We start from the raw sequence: 14513 nt of genomic DNA on the forward strand, positions 1-14513 counted from the left end.
CCGGGCCGGCTTTCTGCAAAGGTGAATTTGTTTCGTGCGTGACACCGAGCAATCCAGCGAGTTGCGCGACGGTGACGTCGTTCTGGGCGATGATTGGGTCATCCCGCAAGACCCAGAGTCGGCCGAGCTGCGCGCGCGGCGATCGCGGCGTACTCTGTTCACGCTGCGCAACTCGCCGCTGGCGCGCAAGATCATCACGTTCAACCTGATTGCTTTGGTGATCCTGGTCGCAGGGCTGCTGTATCTGGATGACACCCGAAAAGAGAGGGTCCAGCAAACGGCGCGGAACCTGATCGGCGATGCGCAACTGGTCAGCAACGTCTTCGAGGCCCAGCTGCGCCAGGTTGCCGGATCGCGGGACGCTTCTGACCTGAACGTCAAGGCGACACTTGCCGGGCTGAGCATCCCCGAAGGCGGCGAAGTCTTCGTCTATGACAGCACCGGCACGTTGATCGGCTGGACACGGGGTTCCTCGACCGTGTCGGAATTGCCGGGCCTGATTCAGGCCGAGGCGGATGTTCCGACCGGCAGCACATTGATCTCTGATGCCCTGACCGCCGTCTGGAATGGTCTGTATTCGGTTTTCACCACCGGATCTGAAACCGAGGCGCCGACGCTGGCACAGCGGGTTCAGGACATCATACCAAACGCGCTGGACGGCCACATGCAGGTTCACGCCGTGTCTGATGCGGCCGGAGACACCGTGATTGTGGCGGCGTCGCCAATCGTTCTGGATGGCGCCCCTGTGGGGGCTGTCGCAATGGCTGGCCCCGCCGGAGAAATCGATGCACTGGCTCGAAAAGAGCAGGAGCGCATTCTACAGATGTTTGTCGTTGCCCTGCTGGTCTCGGTGGGTCTCAGCCTTGTGCTGGCCTCGACCATCGCGAACCCGCTGGCGGATCTGGCCGCTGCGGCGGAAATGGGCAAGGACCGCGGCACTGGGGTCAATCCCGGCCGTATCCGCATCCCCGACCTGAGCGCCCGCCCGGACGAGATTGGTCGGCTTAGCCGTGCGCTGCGGGGAATGGTGACGGCGCTCTACAACCGGATAGACGCCAACGAACAGTTCGCGGCTGACGTCGCGCATGAAATCAAGAACCCCTTGGCCAGCCTGCAATCGGCCGTCGGTACGCTGCGAATGGTCAAGCGTGACGATCAGCGCGAGAAATTGTTGGGCGTTATTGAGCACGATGTCCGCCGATTGGACCGCCTTGTCAGCGACATCTCGAATGCGTCCCGCCTGGACGCTGAACTGGTCAAAGAGCAGGAACAGCCCTTCGATCTACTGAAGCTGATCGGCAATATCAGTCAGTATCTGGGCGAAGATGCCCGGTCGAAGGGGATCGACTACATCACGGATTTGCCGTCCAAGCCCATCGTCATAAACGGGCTCGAGGCCCGTCTGGCGCAGGTTTTCGTGAACCTGATTACAAATGCCATTTCCTTCTGCGAGGAAAGCGACGCGATCCGCGTTTGGGTGCGCCAACGCGAAAATCGGGTTCTCGTTGTTGTCGAAGACACCGGCCCCGGTATTCCGGACCAGGCCCTGACCAAGGTTTTCAAGCGCTTCTACTCGCAGCGCCCGGCCGAGCATTTCGGCAACAACTCGGGTCTTGGACTTGCGATCTCGAAACAGATTGTCGAGGCCCACGGCGGCGTCATCTGGGCCGAGAACATCCGCCCGACCGAGGCGGACATCACGTCGGACCCGCAAGGTGCGCGGTTTGTCGTGGGTCTTCCCCTTTGAGCGATGTGCGCTTTGCGCCTTCCCGAAAAACCTAGCGATGATCCGGTCTGCATGCACGCCACATGCGTTGCCGTTGCAGGCCGCGGCGCCCTGATTTCGGGGCCGTCCGGGGCCGGAAAATCGGCACTTGCATTGCAGATGATGGGCTTCGGCGCGGACATGGTCGCCGATGATCGTGTAAACCTAACCCTGTCGGGCGACCGGGTGATTGCGGATGCGGTCCCTCAGATCCGAGGATTGGTCGAGGCCCGCGGCGTCGGCCTGCTGCGCGCCACGGCCTGCGGCCCCGTTCCGTTGGAATGGATCGTGGATCTGGATCAAGTGGAATCCCAGCGACTGCCGGAACCGCGACAGGTTCTTGTGCTGGGACATCCTGTTCCCTTGCTTCGTGCCGCCGGCGTCCCCAACTTGGCATCAGCACTTGTTCAACTGATGAAAATGGGGCGCGTCGATCCGCAATGGCCAAGCACATGACAGCACAAACGCGTATCGTTCTAGTGACAGGTCCGTCGGGCGCGGGCCGGTCGACGGCGATTCATGTGCTCGAGGATCTGGGCTATGAGGCCATCGACAACTTGCCGATGGGCATGTTGCTGCGCTTGATGGAGGGCGCGGATCCTTCCCGGCCGATGGCGTTGGGGATCGATGCCCGCAATCGTGATTTCTCGACCATCGGTTTTATCGAATTAGTCGCCAAACTGGGTCGGATGAGCCAGGTGGACCTATCCACGCTTTATCTGGATTGCAGCGACGAAGTGCTGTTGCGCCGATTTTCGGAAACCCGGCGCCGTCATCCGGTCGCAACCGATGCCAGCCCCGAAACCGGTATCCGTCAGGAGAAGGAATTGTTGGACCCGATCCGCGAGATCGCCGACACTCTGATCGATACCAGCGTGCTCAACGTGCACCAGCTGCGATCCGAGGTCGAACGCTGGTTCGCGCCGGAAGGGGGCCGGCATCTGGCCGTTTCAATCGAGTCCTTCTCCTACAAACGGGGGCTGCCGCTGGGTCTGGACATGGTGTTCGATTGCCGATTCCTGGCCAATCCCTATTGGCGTCCGGAACTGCGCGAGGCTGATGGTCGCAATCCGGACGTTGCGTCCTATGTTCAGGCTGACACAAACTATGCCGCCTTTTTCGAACGGGTGGTGGAGCTGTTGCTGTCTCTGCTGCCCGCCTTCAAGGCCGAGGGCAAAACGCACCTGTCGGTCGCCTTCGGCTGTACCGGGGGTCAGCACCGCTCGGTCGCGATGGCCGAAGCGGTCGCAAAAGCCCTTGCAGAGCAGGGGCAGCCGGTGGCAATTAGACACCGCGAGATGGAACGTCGATCGTTGAATGTGAGGCCGGATTGATCGGAATTGTAATCGTGGCGCATGGCGGATTGGCCCAGGAATACCTGGCGGCCATGCAGCACGTCGTGGGCAAGCAACCCGGCCTTGTGGCAGTGTCGATCGACGCCGATCATGATCGCGAGGAAAAGCAGGCCGAAATCTGCCGGGCCGCGGATGCTGTGGATGTCGGCGACGGAGTTGTTGTCGTGACCGATCTGTTCGGGGGCAGCCCCTCGAATCTCAGCCTGCGCGCCTGTGCGCCGCAGGACCGCAGAATTCTTTACGGCGCCAACCTTCCGATGCTGATCAAACTGGCCAAAAGCCGCCAACTTCCGGTCGGGGACGCCGTCCGTAGGGCCATGGAGGCTGGACGAAAGTACATCAATGCGCAAAATGTGACATTGGACTGACATCGGATCGATTGAATATGGCCACCAAAAGCTTGAAAATCATCAACGAAAAGGGCTTGCACGCGCGCGCTTCAGCCAAATTGGTCGAGGTAGTCGAAGGGTTTGACGCCCGCGCCGAAGTGTCCAAAGACGGCATGTCCGCGTCGGGTGACAGCATTATGGGCCTTTTGATGTTGGCGGCTTCGCGTGGAACGACTATTGACGTCGAAACGTCCGGGCCGGATGCTGAGGCGCTGGCAGATGCGCTGGAAGCATTGGTGAACGACAAGTTCGGCGAAGGTTTCTGACGCAGGGCACTGCCACAAAACAAGAACGGGAAGACCAGGAATTGGCGGAAACCACGCACGATACCAAGACCAACACGGTGGTGACCGAGACCGCGGAAGCGGGCGAAATCTACGACCGCCGCACGCTGACCTACGCAAATTCGTTTGACGACGCCTGGACCTCGACGGCCATCAAGGCGATCGAATGGTGCACAGGCAAGCTGACCATTCTGCGCATGGTCAACAAGTTCGAAAAGCAGAATGAAAAGTATCGCGGCCAGAAATTCTGGGGTGGTGCCCTTGGTGTCATGGGAATCGACCTGACCACGCCCGAACACCAGATTGCGCGCATTCCGAAAGAGGGGCCCGTTGTGGTAGTGGCCAATCACCCGCATGGGATGGTGGACGGCATGATCCTGGCCGAGTTGATCGGACGGGTGCGCCAGGACTATCGCATTCTGACCCGCTCGGTTCTGACCGGGCTGGACGAGGCCGCGACCTCGTTCATGATCCCGGTCCCGTTTCCACATGACCCCGAAGCCCAGAGCAAGATGCTTGAGATGCGGGGCAAGGCGATGGAGCACCTCAAGAACGGTGGTGTCGTCGCGCTGTTCCCATCCGGTGTGGTGATGTCTTCGGACACGTGGTTCGGCCCGGCTCAGGAACGCGAATGGAACGTGTTCACCGCCAAGATGATCCGGCGATCCGGTGCCAAGGTTCTGCCCATCTACTTCCCTGGCAGCAATTCGCGCTGGTACCAGATTGCCAACAAACTATCGGCAATTTTGCGTCAGGGACTTCTGCTGCATGAGATCGTCCGGTCCTGCAACAAACCGGTCGGCCCCGTGATCGGAGAGCCGATTTCGGACGAGGACATGAAATTGCTCGAACGCGACCCGCGCGGATTCATGACCTGGCTCAGAAAACACACGCTGGGCTTGGGGCAGTCACCAGAAGCCTGATCCACCGTTCATTTGCGCGAAAACATCGCAAGCGAGCGGGGCGGTCCCTTGACGGTTTAGCGCGTCGGGACCGGAACCTCGCCACGGTAGTCATAAAACCCGCGATCGGTCTTGCGGCCCAGCCAGCCGGCCTCGACGTATTTCGTCAGCAACGGGCAGGGGCGGTACTTTGTATCCGCCAACCCATCATGGAGGACGTTCATGATGGCCAGACAGGTGTCCAGCCCGATGAAATCGGCCAGTTCCAGCGGACCCATGGGGTGATTGGCGCCCAGCTTCATCGACTGGTCGATCGACTGAACGCTGCCGACACCTTCATACAGGGTATAGACGGCCTCGTTGATCATCGGCATCAGGATACGGTTCACGATGAAGGCCGGAAAATCCTCGGCGCTGGCGGCGGTTTTGCCCAACCGATCCACCACCGCCTTGCAGGTGGCAAAGGTCTCTTCGTCGGTGGCGATACCGCGAATCAACTCGACCAATTGCATGACAGGAACCGGGTTCATGAAGTGGAACCCCATGAAACGCTCCGGCCGATCCGTCCGGCTGGCAAGCCGTGTGATCGAAATGGACGAAGTGTTCGACGTCAGGATCGTGTGGGCCTGCAAATGCGGCTGCAGATCCTCGAAAATCGCCTGCTTGATGGCCTCACGTTCGGTCGCGGCTTCGATCACGAGGTCCGTCTGGCCGATCTCGGGAAGGTTCAGCGTGGTCTTGATCCGCTGCAGTGCGGCCTGCATCTCGTCGTCACCGATCTTGCCGCGTGACACCTGACGAGCCAAGTTGCCCTTGATCGTTTCAATGGCAGCATCCAGCGCATCCTGGCTGATGTCGTTCAGCAGAACGTCATACCCTGCCAACGCCATCACATGGGCGATTCCGTTGCCCATCTGGCCCGCGCCGATTACTCCTACTGATTTCACGTCCATATTGAACTGCCTTCCGCATCAAGGTTCAGTGGGACATTATCGGCAGTCCGGGTTGGGCGGCAAGGGGGTGGGACCGGTCCAATTCGCTTCAAATGCGCACATTAGAGTTTTCTAAACACCTAAGGCCGCAGAATGGCAATTGGGTGAAGAAAAATGGGTGGCTGACATGAGTTATCATGAGTCGGGCGCGACCGGTGTCGAGGAATCCGTCTGCCGGTATGGGACGTCAAAACTGTGGTTTCGCGGGCCAAAGCGAGTGTTGCGGGTGCCATATGTGGCCTGCGTCGGCGGCACCGAGACATTCGGTCGGTTGGTCGATTCTCCGTTTCCCGCCGCGTTGGAGCAGCGGCTGAAAAAGCAGTGTCTGAATCTGGGCAGTCTGTTCACGGGTGCCGAGGGATTGGCGCGGGATCCGGAAATTCTGAGCCTGATGAATGGCGCCGATCTTTGCGTGTTGCAATTGCCATCGGCGCTGAACCAGTCCAACCGGTTCTACCGTGTTCATCCCCGACGCAATGATCGGGTCCTCCAGGCAACCTCGGACCTTTCCGCGTTGTACCCCGAAGTTGACTTCGCCGACGTTCATTTTGTGCGGCACCTAATGTCCAGGTTGTCGGCATTTTCGGACGCACGCTTCGAAGTGGTGGCCGCCGAGTTGCGGCGGGCTTGGGCAGAGGCTCTTCGCACCCTGTTGGACAACGTCACCAGCCGGGTTCTGCTGCTGTGGCTGGACTGGGATCACAGCCCGGCAGTCGGGCTGGATGCGCGGGGGGTATCTGATCCGGTGCCAATTACACAGGCCATGATTGATGGGGTGTCGGATGGAGGGGTGCCAACCGTGAAGATGACGGTGCGCCCTTCAGGTGCTTCGGATGATCTTGAGGACATGCTGTTCGGCACGATGCAGCAACCGATGGCGGAACATATGATCGGACCGGCCACGCACCGGGCCATTGCAGAACATTTGCTGCCTGCGATCCGAGACCTCGAATGAAAAAGGCCCGCCGATTGGCGGGCCTTGATCGTTTCGAAGTCTGGACGTATCAGCCCAGCTTTTCGGTCAGTTCCGGCACGGCCTGGAACAGGTCGGCGACTAGGCCGTAGTCCGCGACCTGGAAGATCGGAGCTTCTTCGTCTTTGTTGATCGCGACGATGATCTTCGAATCCTTCATGCCGGCCAGGTGCTGGATCGCACCCGAAATACCAACCGCGATGTACAGATCGGGTGCAACGACCTTGCCGGTCTGACCCACCTGCCAGTCGTTCGGGGCATAGCCCGAGTCGACTGCCGCACGGCTGGCACCAACCGCCGCGCCCAGCTTGTCGGCCAGGGCTTCGATCAGTTTGAAGTCTTCTTCCGAGCCAACACCACGGCCGCCCGAGACAACGACGCCGGCCGAGGTCAGTTCCGGGCGGTCGCTTTCGGCGACCTTGTCCTCGACCCATTCCGACAAGCCGGGGTTTTCACCGACCAATACGGTCTCGACCGAGGCCGATCCGCCTTCGCCGGCTGCATCAAAGCTGGCCGTACGGAAGGTGATGACTTTCTTGGGATCGTTCGACTTGACGATCTGGATCGCGTTGCCCGCGTAGATCGGGCGCTCGAAGGTCGAGCCGTCCACCACGCCCGACGCGTCCGAGATCACCATCACGTCCAGCAGCGCGGCCACGCGCGGCATCACGTTCTTGGCGTCGGTGGTGGCGGGCGCCACGATATGCTCATAGCCGTCGGCCAAGCCGACGATCAGCGCGGCGGTCGATTCGGCCAGACGGTGGCCCAGCGACGGGTCTTCGGCGACTAGGACCTTGGACACGCCGTCGATCTTGGCGGCGGCTTCGCCGGCAGCGGCGGCCGAGCCGCCCGCGGCCAGAACGGTCACGTCACCCAGCTGCTTGGCTGCGGTGACCGCCTTGGCGGTTGCGTCCATCGCCAGTTCGCCATTGTTGACTTCGGCAAGCAGAAGTACAGCCATTACACAGCCCCCGCTTCTTTGAGTTTCCCGACCAGCTCGTCGACCGAGCCCACGATGATGCCAGCGGCGCGTGCCGGCGGCTCTTCGGTCTTGACGACTTCGAGGCGCGGCGTGACGTCGACGCCGTAATCGGCGGCGGTTTTTTCATCCAGCGGCTTTTTCTTGGCCTTCATGATGTTGGGCAGCGACGCATAGCGCGGCTCGTTCAGGCGCAGGTCGACGGTGATGATGGCCGGCATCTTGACGCTGATGGTCTGCAGACCGCCGTCAACTTCACGCGTGACCTTGGCGGTGTCGCCTTCGATGTCCAGTTCGGACGCGAAGGTGCCCTGGCTCCAGCCCAGCAGTGCCGCCAGCATCTGGCCGGTGGCGTTCATGTCGTTGTCGATCGCCTGCTTGCCGCACAGAACCAGGCCGGGCTGCTCTTCCTCAACCACCTTGGCCAGGATCTTGGCAACCGCCAGCGGCTCGATGTCCTGGTGGACGTCATCCGCGGCGACCACCAGAATGGCGCGGTCAGCACCCATGGCCAGCGCGGTGCGCAGCGTTTCCTGCGCCTGCTTGACGCCGATCGAAACGGCCACGACCTCGTCGGCTTTGCCGGCTTCTTTCAGGCGGATCGCCTCTTCGACGGCAATCTCGTCGAACGGGTTCATCGACATTTTGACATTGGCGAGATCAACACCGCTGCCGTCCGCTTTGACGCGAACTTTCACGTTGTAGTCGATCACGCGCTTGACAGGCACAAGTACCTTCATTTTTGCGTACGCTCCTTACAAAAACGGCAAGCCGCAATGCGACTCCACCAATGCTCTCGTCGGCCTAGATAGCGCCTTGCGGGGCGTCGGGACAGGGCAAAATCGTCACGTCATGTCGTGGGGACGTCGCGTTTCACGCTTTTTGACGTGAAGGAACGAAATATTGTTACCCGGCCGATGGGCGGTTTTGCCGCGCCGGATGGTGCGAAATCGCTCTCAAGAAGTTTTTGTCTCAGCGGGCCGCGCCCGCCCTTCGGGCCGCCGCTTCGCCGTTCCGGTCGACACAACGTCCGCTGGACGTTGCGCCGCTTTCAGCGGTTCGCGCCCGGAACCCACAAGACGTCATCGCGACCGCCGTTGTTGGCGCAGCGGGCTGCCACGAAGAACCAGTCGCTGAGGCGGTTGAGGTATTTCACCGCGGCCTCGTTCACCGGTTCCATGTTGGTCAGTTCGACAGACAGGCGCTCGGCGCGCCGCGAGACCGTGCGGCAGACATGAAGATGCGCCGCCAGCTTTGATCCGCCCGGCAAGATGAAGCTGCGCAACGGCTCGAGGTCGGCGTTCATCGCGTCGATTTCCGATTCCAAACGGTCGATCTGGGCCGGTGCGATCCGTAGGGGCGGGTAGTCGGCCTCGGCGTCTTTTTCCATGTCGGGGCGGCACAGATCAGCACCCAGGTCGAAAAGATCGTTCTGAATGCGGGCCAGCGCCGCATCGACCTCGCCCTCGGCCTCGGTGCGCGCCACGCCGACAAAGGCGTTCAACTCGTCCACCGTGCCATAGGCCGCCACTCGGCCCGAGTATTTCGCAACCCGTTCGCCATTGCCCAACGCGGTTTTGCCATCGTCCCCGGTGCGGGTGTAAATCTTGTTCAGAACGACCATCTACTGCACTCCCTGTCCACGCAGATAGACGTAGAGCACGATCAGTACCACGGCAATGAATTGAAACAGGATGCGCAGCCGCATCATCTTGTTGCTTTTCTTGGCGGCCTCCATGCCGCCCTTGCCGAAATTGGATATGCCGATGGCCAGAACAACGACGACCGCCGCCATCGCCAAAAGAAGTACGCCCATTAGAAGGTCCATGAACTCACCGTCCGCATTTGTTGTATCCTTTGCGCACCATCTAGCGGGGCGGCCCGCGAAAGCGAACGGGTAATTTCGTCTCAGATACCCGAAAGGATGCGGTCTATCGTGCCCGTTGGCAGAATGCGGCGCAGATAACCCGCGATATAGGTCGGTGTGGTCACGTAGTACCGAGCCTTGGGCGACTTTGCCTCGAGCGCGCGGGCAAGTTTATCGGTTACCGCAGACGCCGGCAGCTCGAACCGGTCGGGGCCCGAGTCTTCGTACAGACGTTTGAGCAGCGACCCCTCATACTTGTCGCGCAGGGCCGAGTTTTCCCAATCTATGAACCGTTCAAAAATCGGTATGGCTTTTTCGCGCAGCTTAGAGGTGATGGGGCCGGGTTCAATCAGCACCACTTTGATGCCGGTGCCGCGCAGCTCCAGCCTCATCGTATCGGTCAGGCCTTCGATTGCGTATTTCGTGGCGACGTAAGCACCGCGCCAGGGAAAGGCGACCAGACCCAGTACCGACGAGTTCTGCACGATGCGGCCATGGCCCTGTGCACGCATGACGGGTATCACCTGGCGGGTCAGTTCGTGCCAGCCAAAAACATTGGTCTCGAAGATATGGCGCAACCCGTCGGTGGGCACGTCTTCGATCGCGCCGGGCAGCCCATGGGCACCGTTGTTGAACAGCGCGTCCAACGTGCCGCCCGTTGCTTCGAGAACACTGGCCAATCCCGAAGTGATCGTTTCGGCATCGGTATAGTCGATTCTTGGGCTGTCAAAGCCCTGAGCCCTCAGCCTGTCGCAATCGCGCTGATGTCTGCAGGCGGCAAACACGCGCCATCCGCGTGCACGCATCCCGTGTGCCGCGTCCAGACCAATGCCGGATGAGCATCCGGTGATGAGGATGGATTTCTGCATGTCTGCCCCAAAGTCGTCCTCGGCAAAAACTATTGCGAGGATCGGCCTCCGGCAATGACGGCATCACGTCAATTTGTGCTTTTTCGGATCAACGAGGAGGAAATCCAGCCAACCTGTTGCTCGGGCAACACGCGCAGGCGCAGCCAGCCGGTTCCGGACTCGCTCAGAACTTCGACCTGCTGACCCATCCGCGCTTTGCCGATGATCGGATAGATCGTGCCGGGGCCGTCGCGCATGTTCACGCGGGTGCCGGACACGATGCGGATGTCTTTCGGCGGCTCTGCGGGTGCAGGGGCGGCTGCGGTTTCCGGTTCGGCGTCGGTGTCCAAAACCTGGACGGCCGCGTTTTCATCCAGCGACGCCAGCGAAAAGGTGGCGCCGGTATTGTCGAAACTGGACAGATCAGAATTCAAACCGGCCGCGATCTGCGCTAGCAACGCCTCGGTATCGACGGCATCGGCGGCGGGGATCGGTTCCGGCTTAGGTTCGGACGGCTTGGCGGGGCGCAGGGCCACTTTCGTCACAAGCTCGGTTGCCGGGGAGGGGACCAGTGGCCTGGGCTCGGGTTTCTCAGCTGCCGCAACGATGGGTGGTGCCTCGGCGCGGGTTCCGCGCGGTTCGAATTCGGATCCACCGCTCATGACGTAGAAGAACCAGCCGAGCATGGCAAAAGTAACAAGCATAAGGCGCGTCATGGCGCATCCCCCGGTAATCATAACAACAAGAAAAAGGCAGCATTCAATTGTTGGGATCCTACCATAGTTCGGGTCCCGAGTCGAAAATCGGGGGAAATCGCCGGGTTGGCTCCCCCTGTTGCAAAAACCCCGACTTGTCCCCAGCAAAATATGCCTTGGTTGCTTTACCACGCGCGCCGGGCGTCGTATCACATCATCTATGAACGACACGATCGACGACCCCAACATGGAGGCCCCCGACGCCGGGGGCGAGGTGGCCGAACCGCTGCGCCGGGCAATTGGCGAGCGTTATCTGACCTATGCTCTCTCCACCATCATGCACCGCGCGCTGCCGGATGCGCGCGACGGGCTGAAGCCGGTTCACCGGCGAATCCTCTACGCTATGCGCGAGCTGCGACTCAGCTCCTCGGGCGGGTTCCGCAAGTCGGCCAAGATCTCGGGTGACGTGATGGGTAACTATCACCCGCACGGGGACGCGGCGATCTATGACGCGATGGCGCGTCTGGCGCAGGATTTCAACGTCCGCTACCCGCTGGTCGACGGGCAGGGGAATTTCGGCAATATCGACGGCGACAACCCGGCGGCCTCGCGCTACACCGAGGCCCGGATGACCATCGTTGCCGAGGCGTTGCTGGAGGGGCTGAACGAGGACGCCGTCGATTTCCGCGACAACTATGACGGCACGCTGACCGAACCTGTCGTCTTGCCGGCACAGTTCCCGAACCTTCTGGCCAATGGCGCCTCAGGCATTGCCGTGGGCATGGCGACGAACATCCCGCCCCACAACATCGCCGAGCTGTGCGACGCCTGTCTGCATCTGATCAAGACGCCCGACGCGCGTGACGACACGCTGCTGAACTATGTGCCGGGGCCCGATTTCCCAACGGGCGGCGTAATCGTAGAACCGGTCGAGAATATCGCGCAGGCCTATCGCACCGGGCGCGGATCGTTCCGGCTGCGTTGCAAATACGAGGTCGAGGATCTGGGCCGCGGCCAGTGGCAGATCGTGGTCACCGAGATCCCGTATCAGGTTCAGAAATCCAAGCTGATCGAAAAGATCGCCGAGCTGATCCAGACCAAAAAGATCCCGATCCTGGGCGATGTGCGCGACGAATCCGCCGACGACATCCGCCTCATCCTCGAACCGCGCTCCAAGAACGTGGACCCCGAGGTGCTGATGAACATGCTGTATCGCAACTCGGATCTCGAGGTGCGCTTCAGCCTGAACATGAACGTGCTGATCGACGGGGTGACGCCCAAGGTCTGTTCGATGAAGGAAGTGCTGCGCGCCTTCCTCGATCACCGGCAAGAGGTGCTGCTGCGCCGCTCGCGTCACCGAATGGCCAAGATCGACCACCGGTTGGAGGTGTTGGAGGGCTTTATCGTTGCCTTCCTGAATCTCGACCGCGTGATTGATATCATCCGCTATGACGACGACCCCAAGGCCGCCCTGATGCGCGAGAACTGGGGTATCGACCATGTCCGCGCCACCAGCGAGGCCGACTATGTCTCGCCCAAGCCGGGCGAGGGCGAATTGTCCGAAGTTCAGGTCGACGCGATCCTGAACATGCGCCTGCGCAGCCTGCGTCGGCTCGAAGAGATGGAACTGGTCCGTGAGCGTGACGCGCTGATGGAAGAGCGCGCAGAACTCGAGGATCTGCTGGCGGATGAGGGTCTGCAATGGGCCAAGATCGCCGAGCAGCTGAAAGAGACCAAGAAGACCTTCGGCAAGGATTATGAGGGCGGCGCGCGTCGCACCCGGTTTGCCGAAGCAGGCGAGGTCGAGGACGTACCGCTTGAGGCGATGATCGACAAGGAGCCGATCACGGTCGTCTGCTCGCAGATGGGCTGGATCCGCGCCATGACCGGCCATATCGACCTGAACCGCGAGCTGAAGTTCAAGGACGGCGACGGGCCGCGGTTCATCTTCCATGCGGAAACCACCGACCGGCTGCTGGTCTTCGCATCGAACGGGCGGGTCTACACGGTCAGCGCCGCGAACCTTCCCGGTGGCCGGGGAATGGGTGAGCCGCTGCGCCTGATGGTCGATCTGCCCAACGAGGCGCAGATCGTCGATATCCTGATCCACAAGCCGGGGCGCAAATTGCTGGTTGCTTCGGATGCGGGCAACGGGTTCATGGTGCCCGAGGACGAGGTGCTGGCCCAGACCCGCAACGGCAAACAGGTGCTGAACGTCAAGGATGACGAGCGCGCGGTGATCTGTAAGCCGATCGAGGGCGATCACGTCGCTGTGGTATCACAGAATGGCAAGTTTCTGGTGTTCCCGGTCTCCGAACTGCCCGAGATGACGCGGGGCAAGGGCGTGCGTCTGCAGAAATACAACATGGCGCGCGGGCGCCAGGGCACGCTGGAGCTGGATGGTGGCCTGTCCGACCTGACGACGTTCAACTGGGAGGACGGTTTGAAATGGTCAATGGGCGGCGACAAGACGCGGCATGAGGCAGATATGTCTCAATGGCTGGCAAAGCGCGCAAGCGTCGGAAAAAAACCGCCCTATGGGTTCCCGCGCGATTACAAGTTCTCGTGATCGTGCGCCGACCACGGTGGAAATCTGCAGATACGGCTTGGCACATGCTGCATCGGTGCGCTAGATCAAAGAAAAACAGGCCTATCGAGACGAGACAATGCTGCGCATTCTGACCCTGATTACCGGACTGGCCCTGGTGGGCGCCTGCACGCAGACGCAACTCTATGAAGAGCCGGAAGATCTGGGCGAATTCAAGCTGCGCGTGAACTATGCGTTTGCCGACAAGGCTGTCCAGGGGCCGGTGTCGCGGGATGCGACGCCCCAGGAATGGACCGAAGCGATCCAGAAGGCCGTCGATATCCGCCTTGGTCGCTATCAGGGCTCGCAGGAGTATGACATCGGGATCAGCCTCGAAGGCTATATGCTGGCGCCTCCTGGTATTCCGGTGATCTACAACCCCAAAAGCACAGCGATCGTTCTGGTCAACGTCTATGATGTCGGCAAGAAAGAGTTTCTGGCCAAGGGCAAGCAGTTTCAGGTCCTCGAAGATACCACCGGTGGCAGCGCTCTGAAGGGCTCGGGCAACGAACGCACCAAGGAAGAGCAGATGAGCGGTTTGGCACTGAAAGTGGCGGACCGCGTCGAGGAATGGCTGGCTGAAGAGCACAAGGACAATGGTTGGTTCGACCTGCGCTCCGGCCTGATCCAACCGATTGAATCCGGACAGGCGGTACAAAACCCGGCATAGTTTTGAGGATTTCCCTCAGGATGTGCTTGATTTTCCGCTTTGAACCAAATATCTCGCGCGCGCAGATGTAACCACGGGACCAAGGGTCCCCCAAATCGCAAAAGGGCGCCTGAGGAATGGCAAAGGAAAAGTTTGAGCGTACAAAACCGCACGTCAACATTGGCACGATTGGCCACGTTGACCACGGCAAGACGACGCTGACCGCAG

Annotated in this window: 17 protein-coding genes; 10 read left to right on the forward strand and 7 right to left on the reverse strand. The window is 60.7% G+C overall.

The annotated features are described in order from the left end of the window. Window positions 1–34 precede the first annotated feature (34 nt). The 6 genes from ACR0CU_RS17645 to ACR0CU_RS17670 are packed head-to-tail and all read left to right on the forward strand — an operon-like array spanning window position 35 to window position 4716. Complete coding sequence (locus ACR0CU_RS17645) at window positions 35–1747, forward strand: sensor histidine kinase (protein ID WP_170361560.1); 1713 nt, start codon at window positions 35–37, stop codon at window positions 1745–1747. A 51-nt stretch (window positions 1748–1798) separates the two neighbouring features. Further along, window positions 1799–2221, forward strand: a complete 423-nt coding sequence (locus ACR0CU_RS17650) for an HPr kinase/phosphorylase (protein WP_254437156.1) — start codon at window positions 1799–1801, stop codon at window positions 2219–2221. Further along, window positions 2218–3099, forward strand: a complete 882-nt coding sequence (gene rapZ / locus ACR0CU_RS17655; RefSeq protein ID WP_170448904.1) for an RNase adapter RapZ — start codon at window positions 2218–2220, stop codon at window positions 3097–3099. The genes ACR0CU_RS17650 and rapZ overlap by 4 nt, the downstream gene beginning before the upstream one ends. Continuing rightward, entirely contained in the window at window positions 3096–3488 is a 393-nt protein-coding gene (locus ACR0CU_RS17660; RefSeq protein ID WP_093965293.1) for a PTS sugar transporter subunit IIA, read from the forward strand. Before rapZ ends, ACR0CU_RS17660 begins: the two co-directional genes overlap by 4 nt. Before the next feature lie 17 nt (window positions 3489–3505). Beyond that, window positions 3506–3775 (forward strand): HPr family phosphocarrier protein, encoded by a 270-nt coding sequence (locus tag ACR0CU_RS17665; RefSeq protein WP_170343440.1) that lies wholly within the window; start codon window positions 3506–3508, stop codon window positions 3773–3775. A gap of 41 nt (window positions 3776–3816) precedes the next feature. Then, complete coding sequence (locus ACR0CU_RS17670; RefSeq protein WP_480643554.1) at window positions 3817–4716, forward strand: lysophospholipid acyltransferase family protein; 900 nt, start codon at window positions 3817–3819, stop codon at window positions 4714–4716. A 56-nt stretch (window positions 4717–4772) separates the two neighbouring features. On the opposite strand, the gene ACR0CU_RS17675 is transcribed toward ACR0CU_RS17670, so the two are convergent. Next, a complete protein-coding gene (locus ACR0CU_RS17675) occupies window positions 4773–5648 on the reverse strand; it encodes a 3-hydroxybutyryl-CoA dehydrogenase (RefSeq protein WP_170361563.1) in 876 nt (291 codons plus the stop codon). A gap of 166 nt (window positions 5649–5814) precedes the next feature. Here ACR0CU_RS17675 and ACR0CU_RS17680 point away from each other — a divergent pair, with 166 nt between their 5' ends. Further along, window positions 5815–6642, forward strand: a complete 828-nt coding sequence (locus ACR0CU_RS17680) for a DUF6473 family protein (protein WP_217356874.1) — start codon at window positions 5815–5817, stop codon at window positions 6640–6642. A 49-nt stretch (window positions 6643–6691) separates the two neighbouring features. Here ACR0CU_RS17680 and ACR0CU_RS17685 read toward each other — a convergent pair whose 3' ends face one another. From ACR0CU_RS17685 to ACR0CU_RS17710, 6 genes are all read right to left on the reverse strand, one after another. After that, window positions 6692–7621 (reverse strand): electron transfer flavoprotein subunit alpha/FixB family protein, encoded by a 930-nt coding sequence (locus tag ACR0CU_RS17685; RefSeq protein ID WP_170448910.1) that lies wholly within the window; start codon window positions 7619–7621, stop codon window positions 6692–6694. Beyond that, complete coding sequence (locus ACR0CU_RS17690) at window positions 7621–8379, reverse strand: electron transfer flavoprotein subunit beta/FixA family protein (RefSeq protein WP_005981402.1); 759 nt, start codon at window positions 8377–8379, stop codon at window positions 7621–7623. The genes ACR0CU_RS17685 and ACR0CU_RS17690 overlap by 1 nt, the downstream gene beginning before the upstream one ends. Window positions 8380–8690: 311 nt before the next feature. After that, window positions 8691–9263: a cob(I)yrinic acid a,c-diamide adenosyltransferase gene (locus ACR0CU_RS17695; protein ID WP_093965304.1), complete on the reverse strand. Its 573-nt coding sequence runs from the start codon at window positions 9261–9263 to the stop codon at window positions 8691–8693. Then, window positions 9264–9467 (reverse strand): twin transmembrane helix small protein, encoded by a 204-nt coding sequence (locus tag ACR0CU_RS17700; protein WP_170361566.1) that lies wholly within the window; start codon window positions 9465–9467, stop codon window positions 9264–9266. Window positions 9468–9547: 80 nt separating this feature from the next. Continuing rightward, window positions 9548–10375: an SDR family NAD(P)-dependent oxidoreductase gene (locus ACR0CU_RS17705; RefSeq protein WP_170343446.1), complete on the reverse strand. Its 828-nt coding sequence runs from the start codon at window positions 10373–10375 to the stop codon at window positions 9548–9550. 68 nt (window positions 10376–10443) lie between these two features. Continuing rightward, window positions 10444–11070: an SH3 domain-containing protein gene (locus tag ACR0CU_RS17710; RefSeq protein WP_254437635.1), complete on the reverse strand. Its 627-nt coding sequence runs from the start codon at window positions 11068–11070 to the stop codon at window positions 10444–10446. 199 nt (window positions 11071–11269) lie between these two features. Here ACR0CU_RS17710 and ACR0CU_RS17715 point away from each other — a divergent pair, with 199 nt between their 5' ends. From ACR0CU_RS17715 to ACR0CU_RS17725, 3 genes are all read left to right on the forward strand, one after another. Next, a complete protein-coding gene (locus ACR0CU_RS17715; protein WP_170448912.1) occupies window positions 11270–13618 on the forward strand; it encodes a DNA topoisomerase IV subunit A in 2349 nt (782 codons plus the stop codon). Window positions 13619–13715: 97 nt separating this feature from the next. Further along, on the forward strand, window positions 13716–14306 hold the full coding sequence (locus tag ACR0CU_RS17720; RefSeq protein WP_170448914.1) for a hypothetical protein: 591 nt from the start codon (window positions 13716–13718) through the stop codon (window positions 14304–14306). A 116-nt stretch (window positions 14307–14422) separates the two neighbouring features. Next, window positions 14423–14513, forward strand: a 91-nt coding sequence (locus ACR0CU_RS17725) for a GTP-binding protein (RefSeq protein ID WP_215675807.1), incomplete at its 3' end; no start/stop codon positions are given.

The organism is Ruegeria sp. BC2 (assembly GCF_056539245.1).

Coding starts and splice junctions, on each gene's coding strand:
- ACR0CU_RS17650 (WP_254437156.1), top strand. CDS start 1,799: ATGCACGCCACATGCGTTGCCGTTGCAGGCCGCGGCGCCCTGATTTCG.
- rapZ (WP_170448904.1), top strand. CDS start 2,218: ATGACAGCACAAACGCGTATCGTTCTAGTGACAGGTCCGTCGGGCGCG.
- ACR0CU_RS17665 (WP_170343440.1), top strand. CDS start 3,506: ATGGCCACCAAAAGCTTGAAAATCATCAACGAAAAGGGCTTGCACGCG.
- ACR0CU_RS17675 (WP_170361563.1), bottom strand. CDS start 5,648: ATGGACGTGAAATCAGTAGGAGTAATCGGCGCGGGCCAGATGGGCAAC.
- ACR0CU_RS17680 (WP_217356874.1), top strand. CDS start 5,815: ATGAGTTATCATGAGTCGGGCGCGACCGGTGTCGAGGAATCCGTCTGC.
- ACR0CU_RS17685 (WP_170448910.1), bottom strand. CDS start 7,621: ATGGCTGTACTTCTGCTTGCCGAAGTCAACAATGGCGAACTGGCGATG.
- ACR0CU_RS17690 (WP_005981402.1), bottom strand. CDS start 8,379: ATGAAGGTACTTGTGCCTGTCAAGCGCGTGATCGACTACAACGTGAAA.
- ACR0CU_RS17695 (WP_093965304.1), bottom strand. CDS start 9,263: ATGGTCGTTCTGAACAAGATTTACACCCGCACCGGGGACGATGGCAAA.
- ACR0CU_RS17700 (WP_170361566.1), bottom strand. CDS start 9,467: ATGGACCTTCTAATGGGCGTACTTCTTTTGGCGATGGCGGCGGTCGTC.
- ACR0CU_RS17705 (WP_170343446.1), bottom strand. CDS start 10,375: ATGCAGAAATCCATCCTCATCACCGGATGCTCATCCGGCATTGGTCTG.
- ACR0CU_RS17710 (WP_254437635.1), bottom strand. CDS start 11,070: ATGACGCGCCTTATGCTTGTTACTTTTGCCATGCTCGGCTGGTTCTTC.
- ACR0CU_RS17715 (WP_170448912.1), top strand. CDS start 11,270: ATGAACGACACGATCGACGACCCCAACATGGAGGCCCCCGACGCCGGG.
- ACR0CU_RS17720 (WP_170448914.1), top strand. CDS start 13,716: ATGCTGCGCATTCTGACCCTGATTACCGGACTGGCCCTGGTGGGCGCC.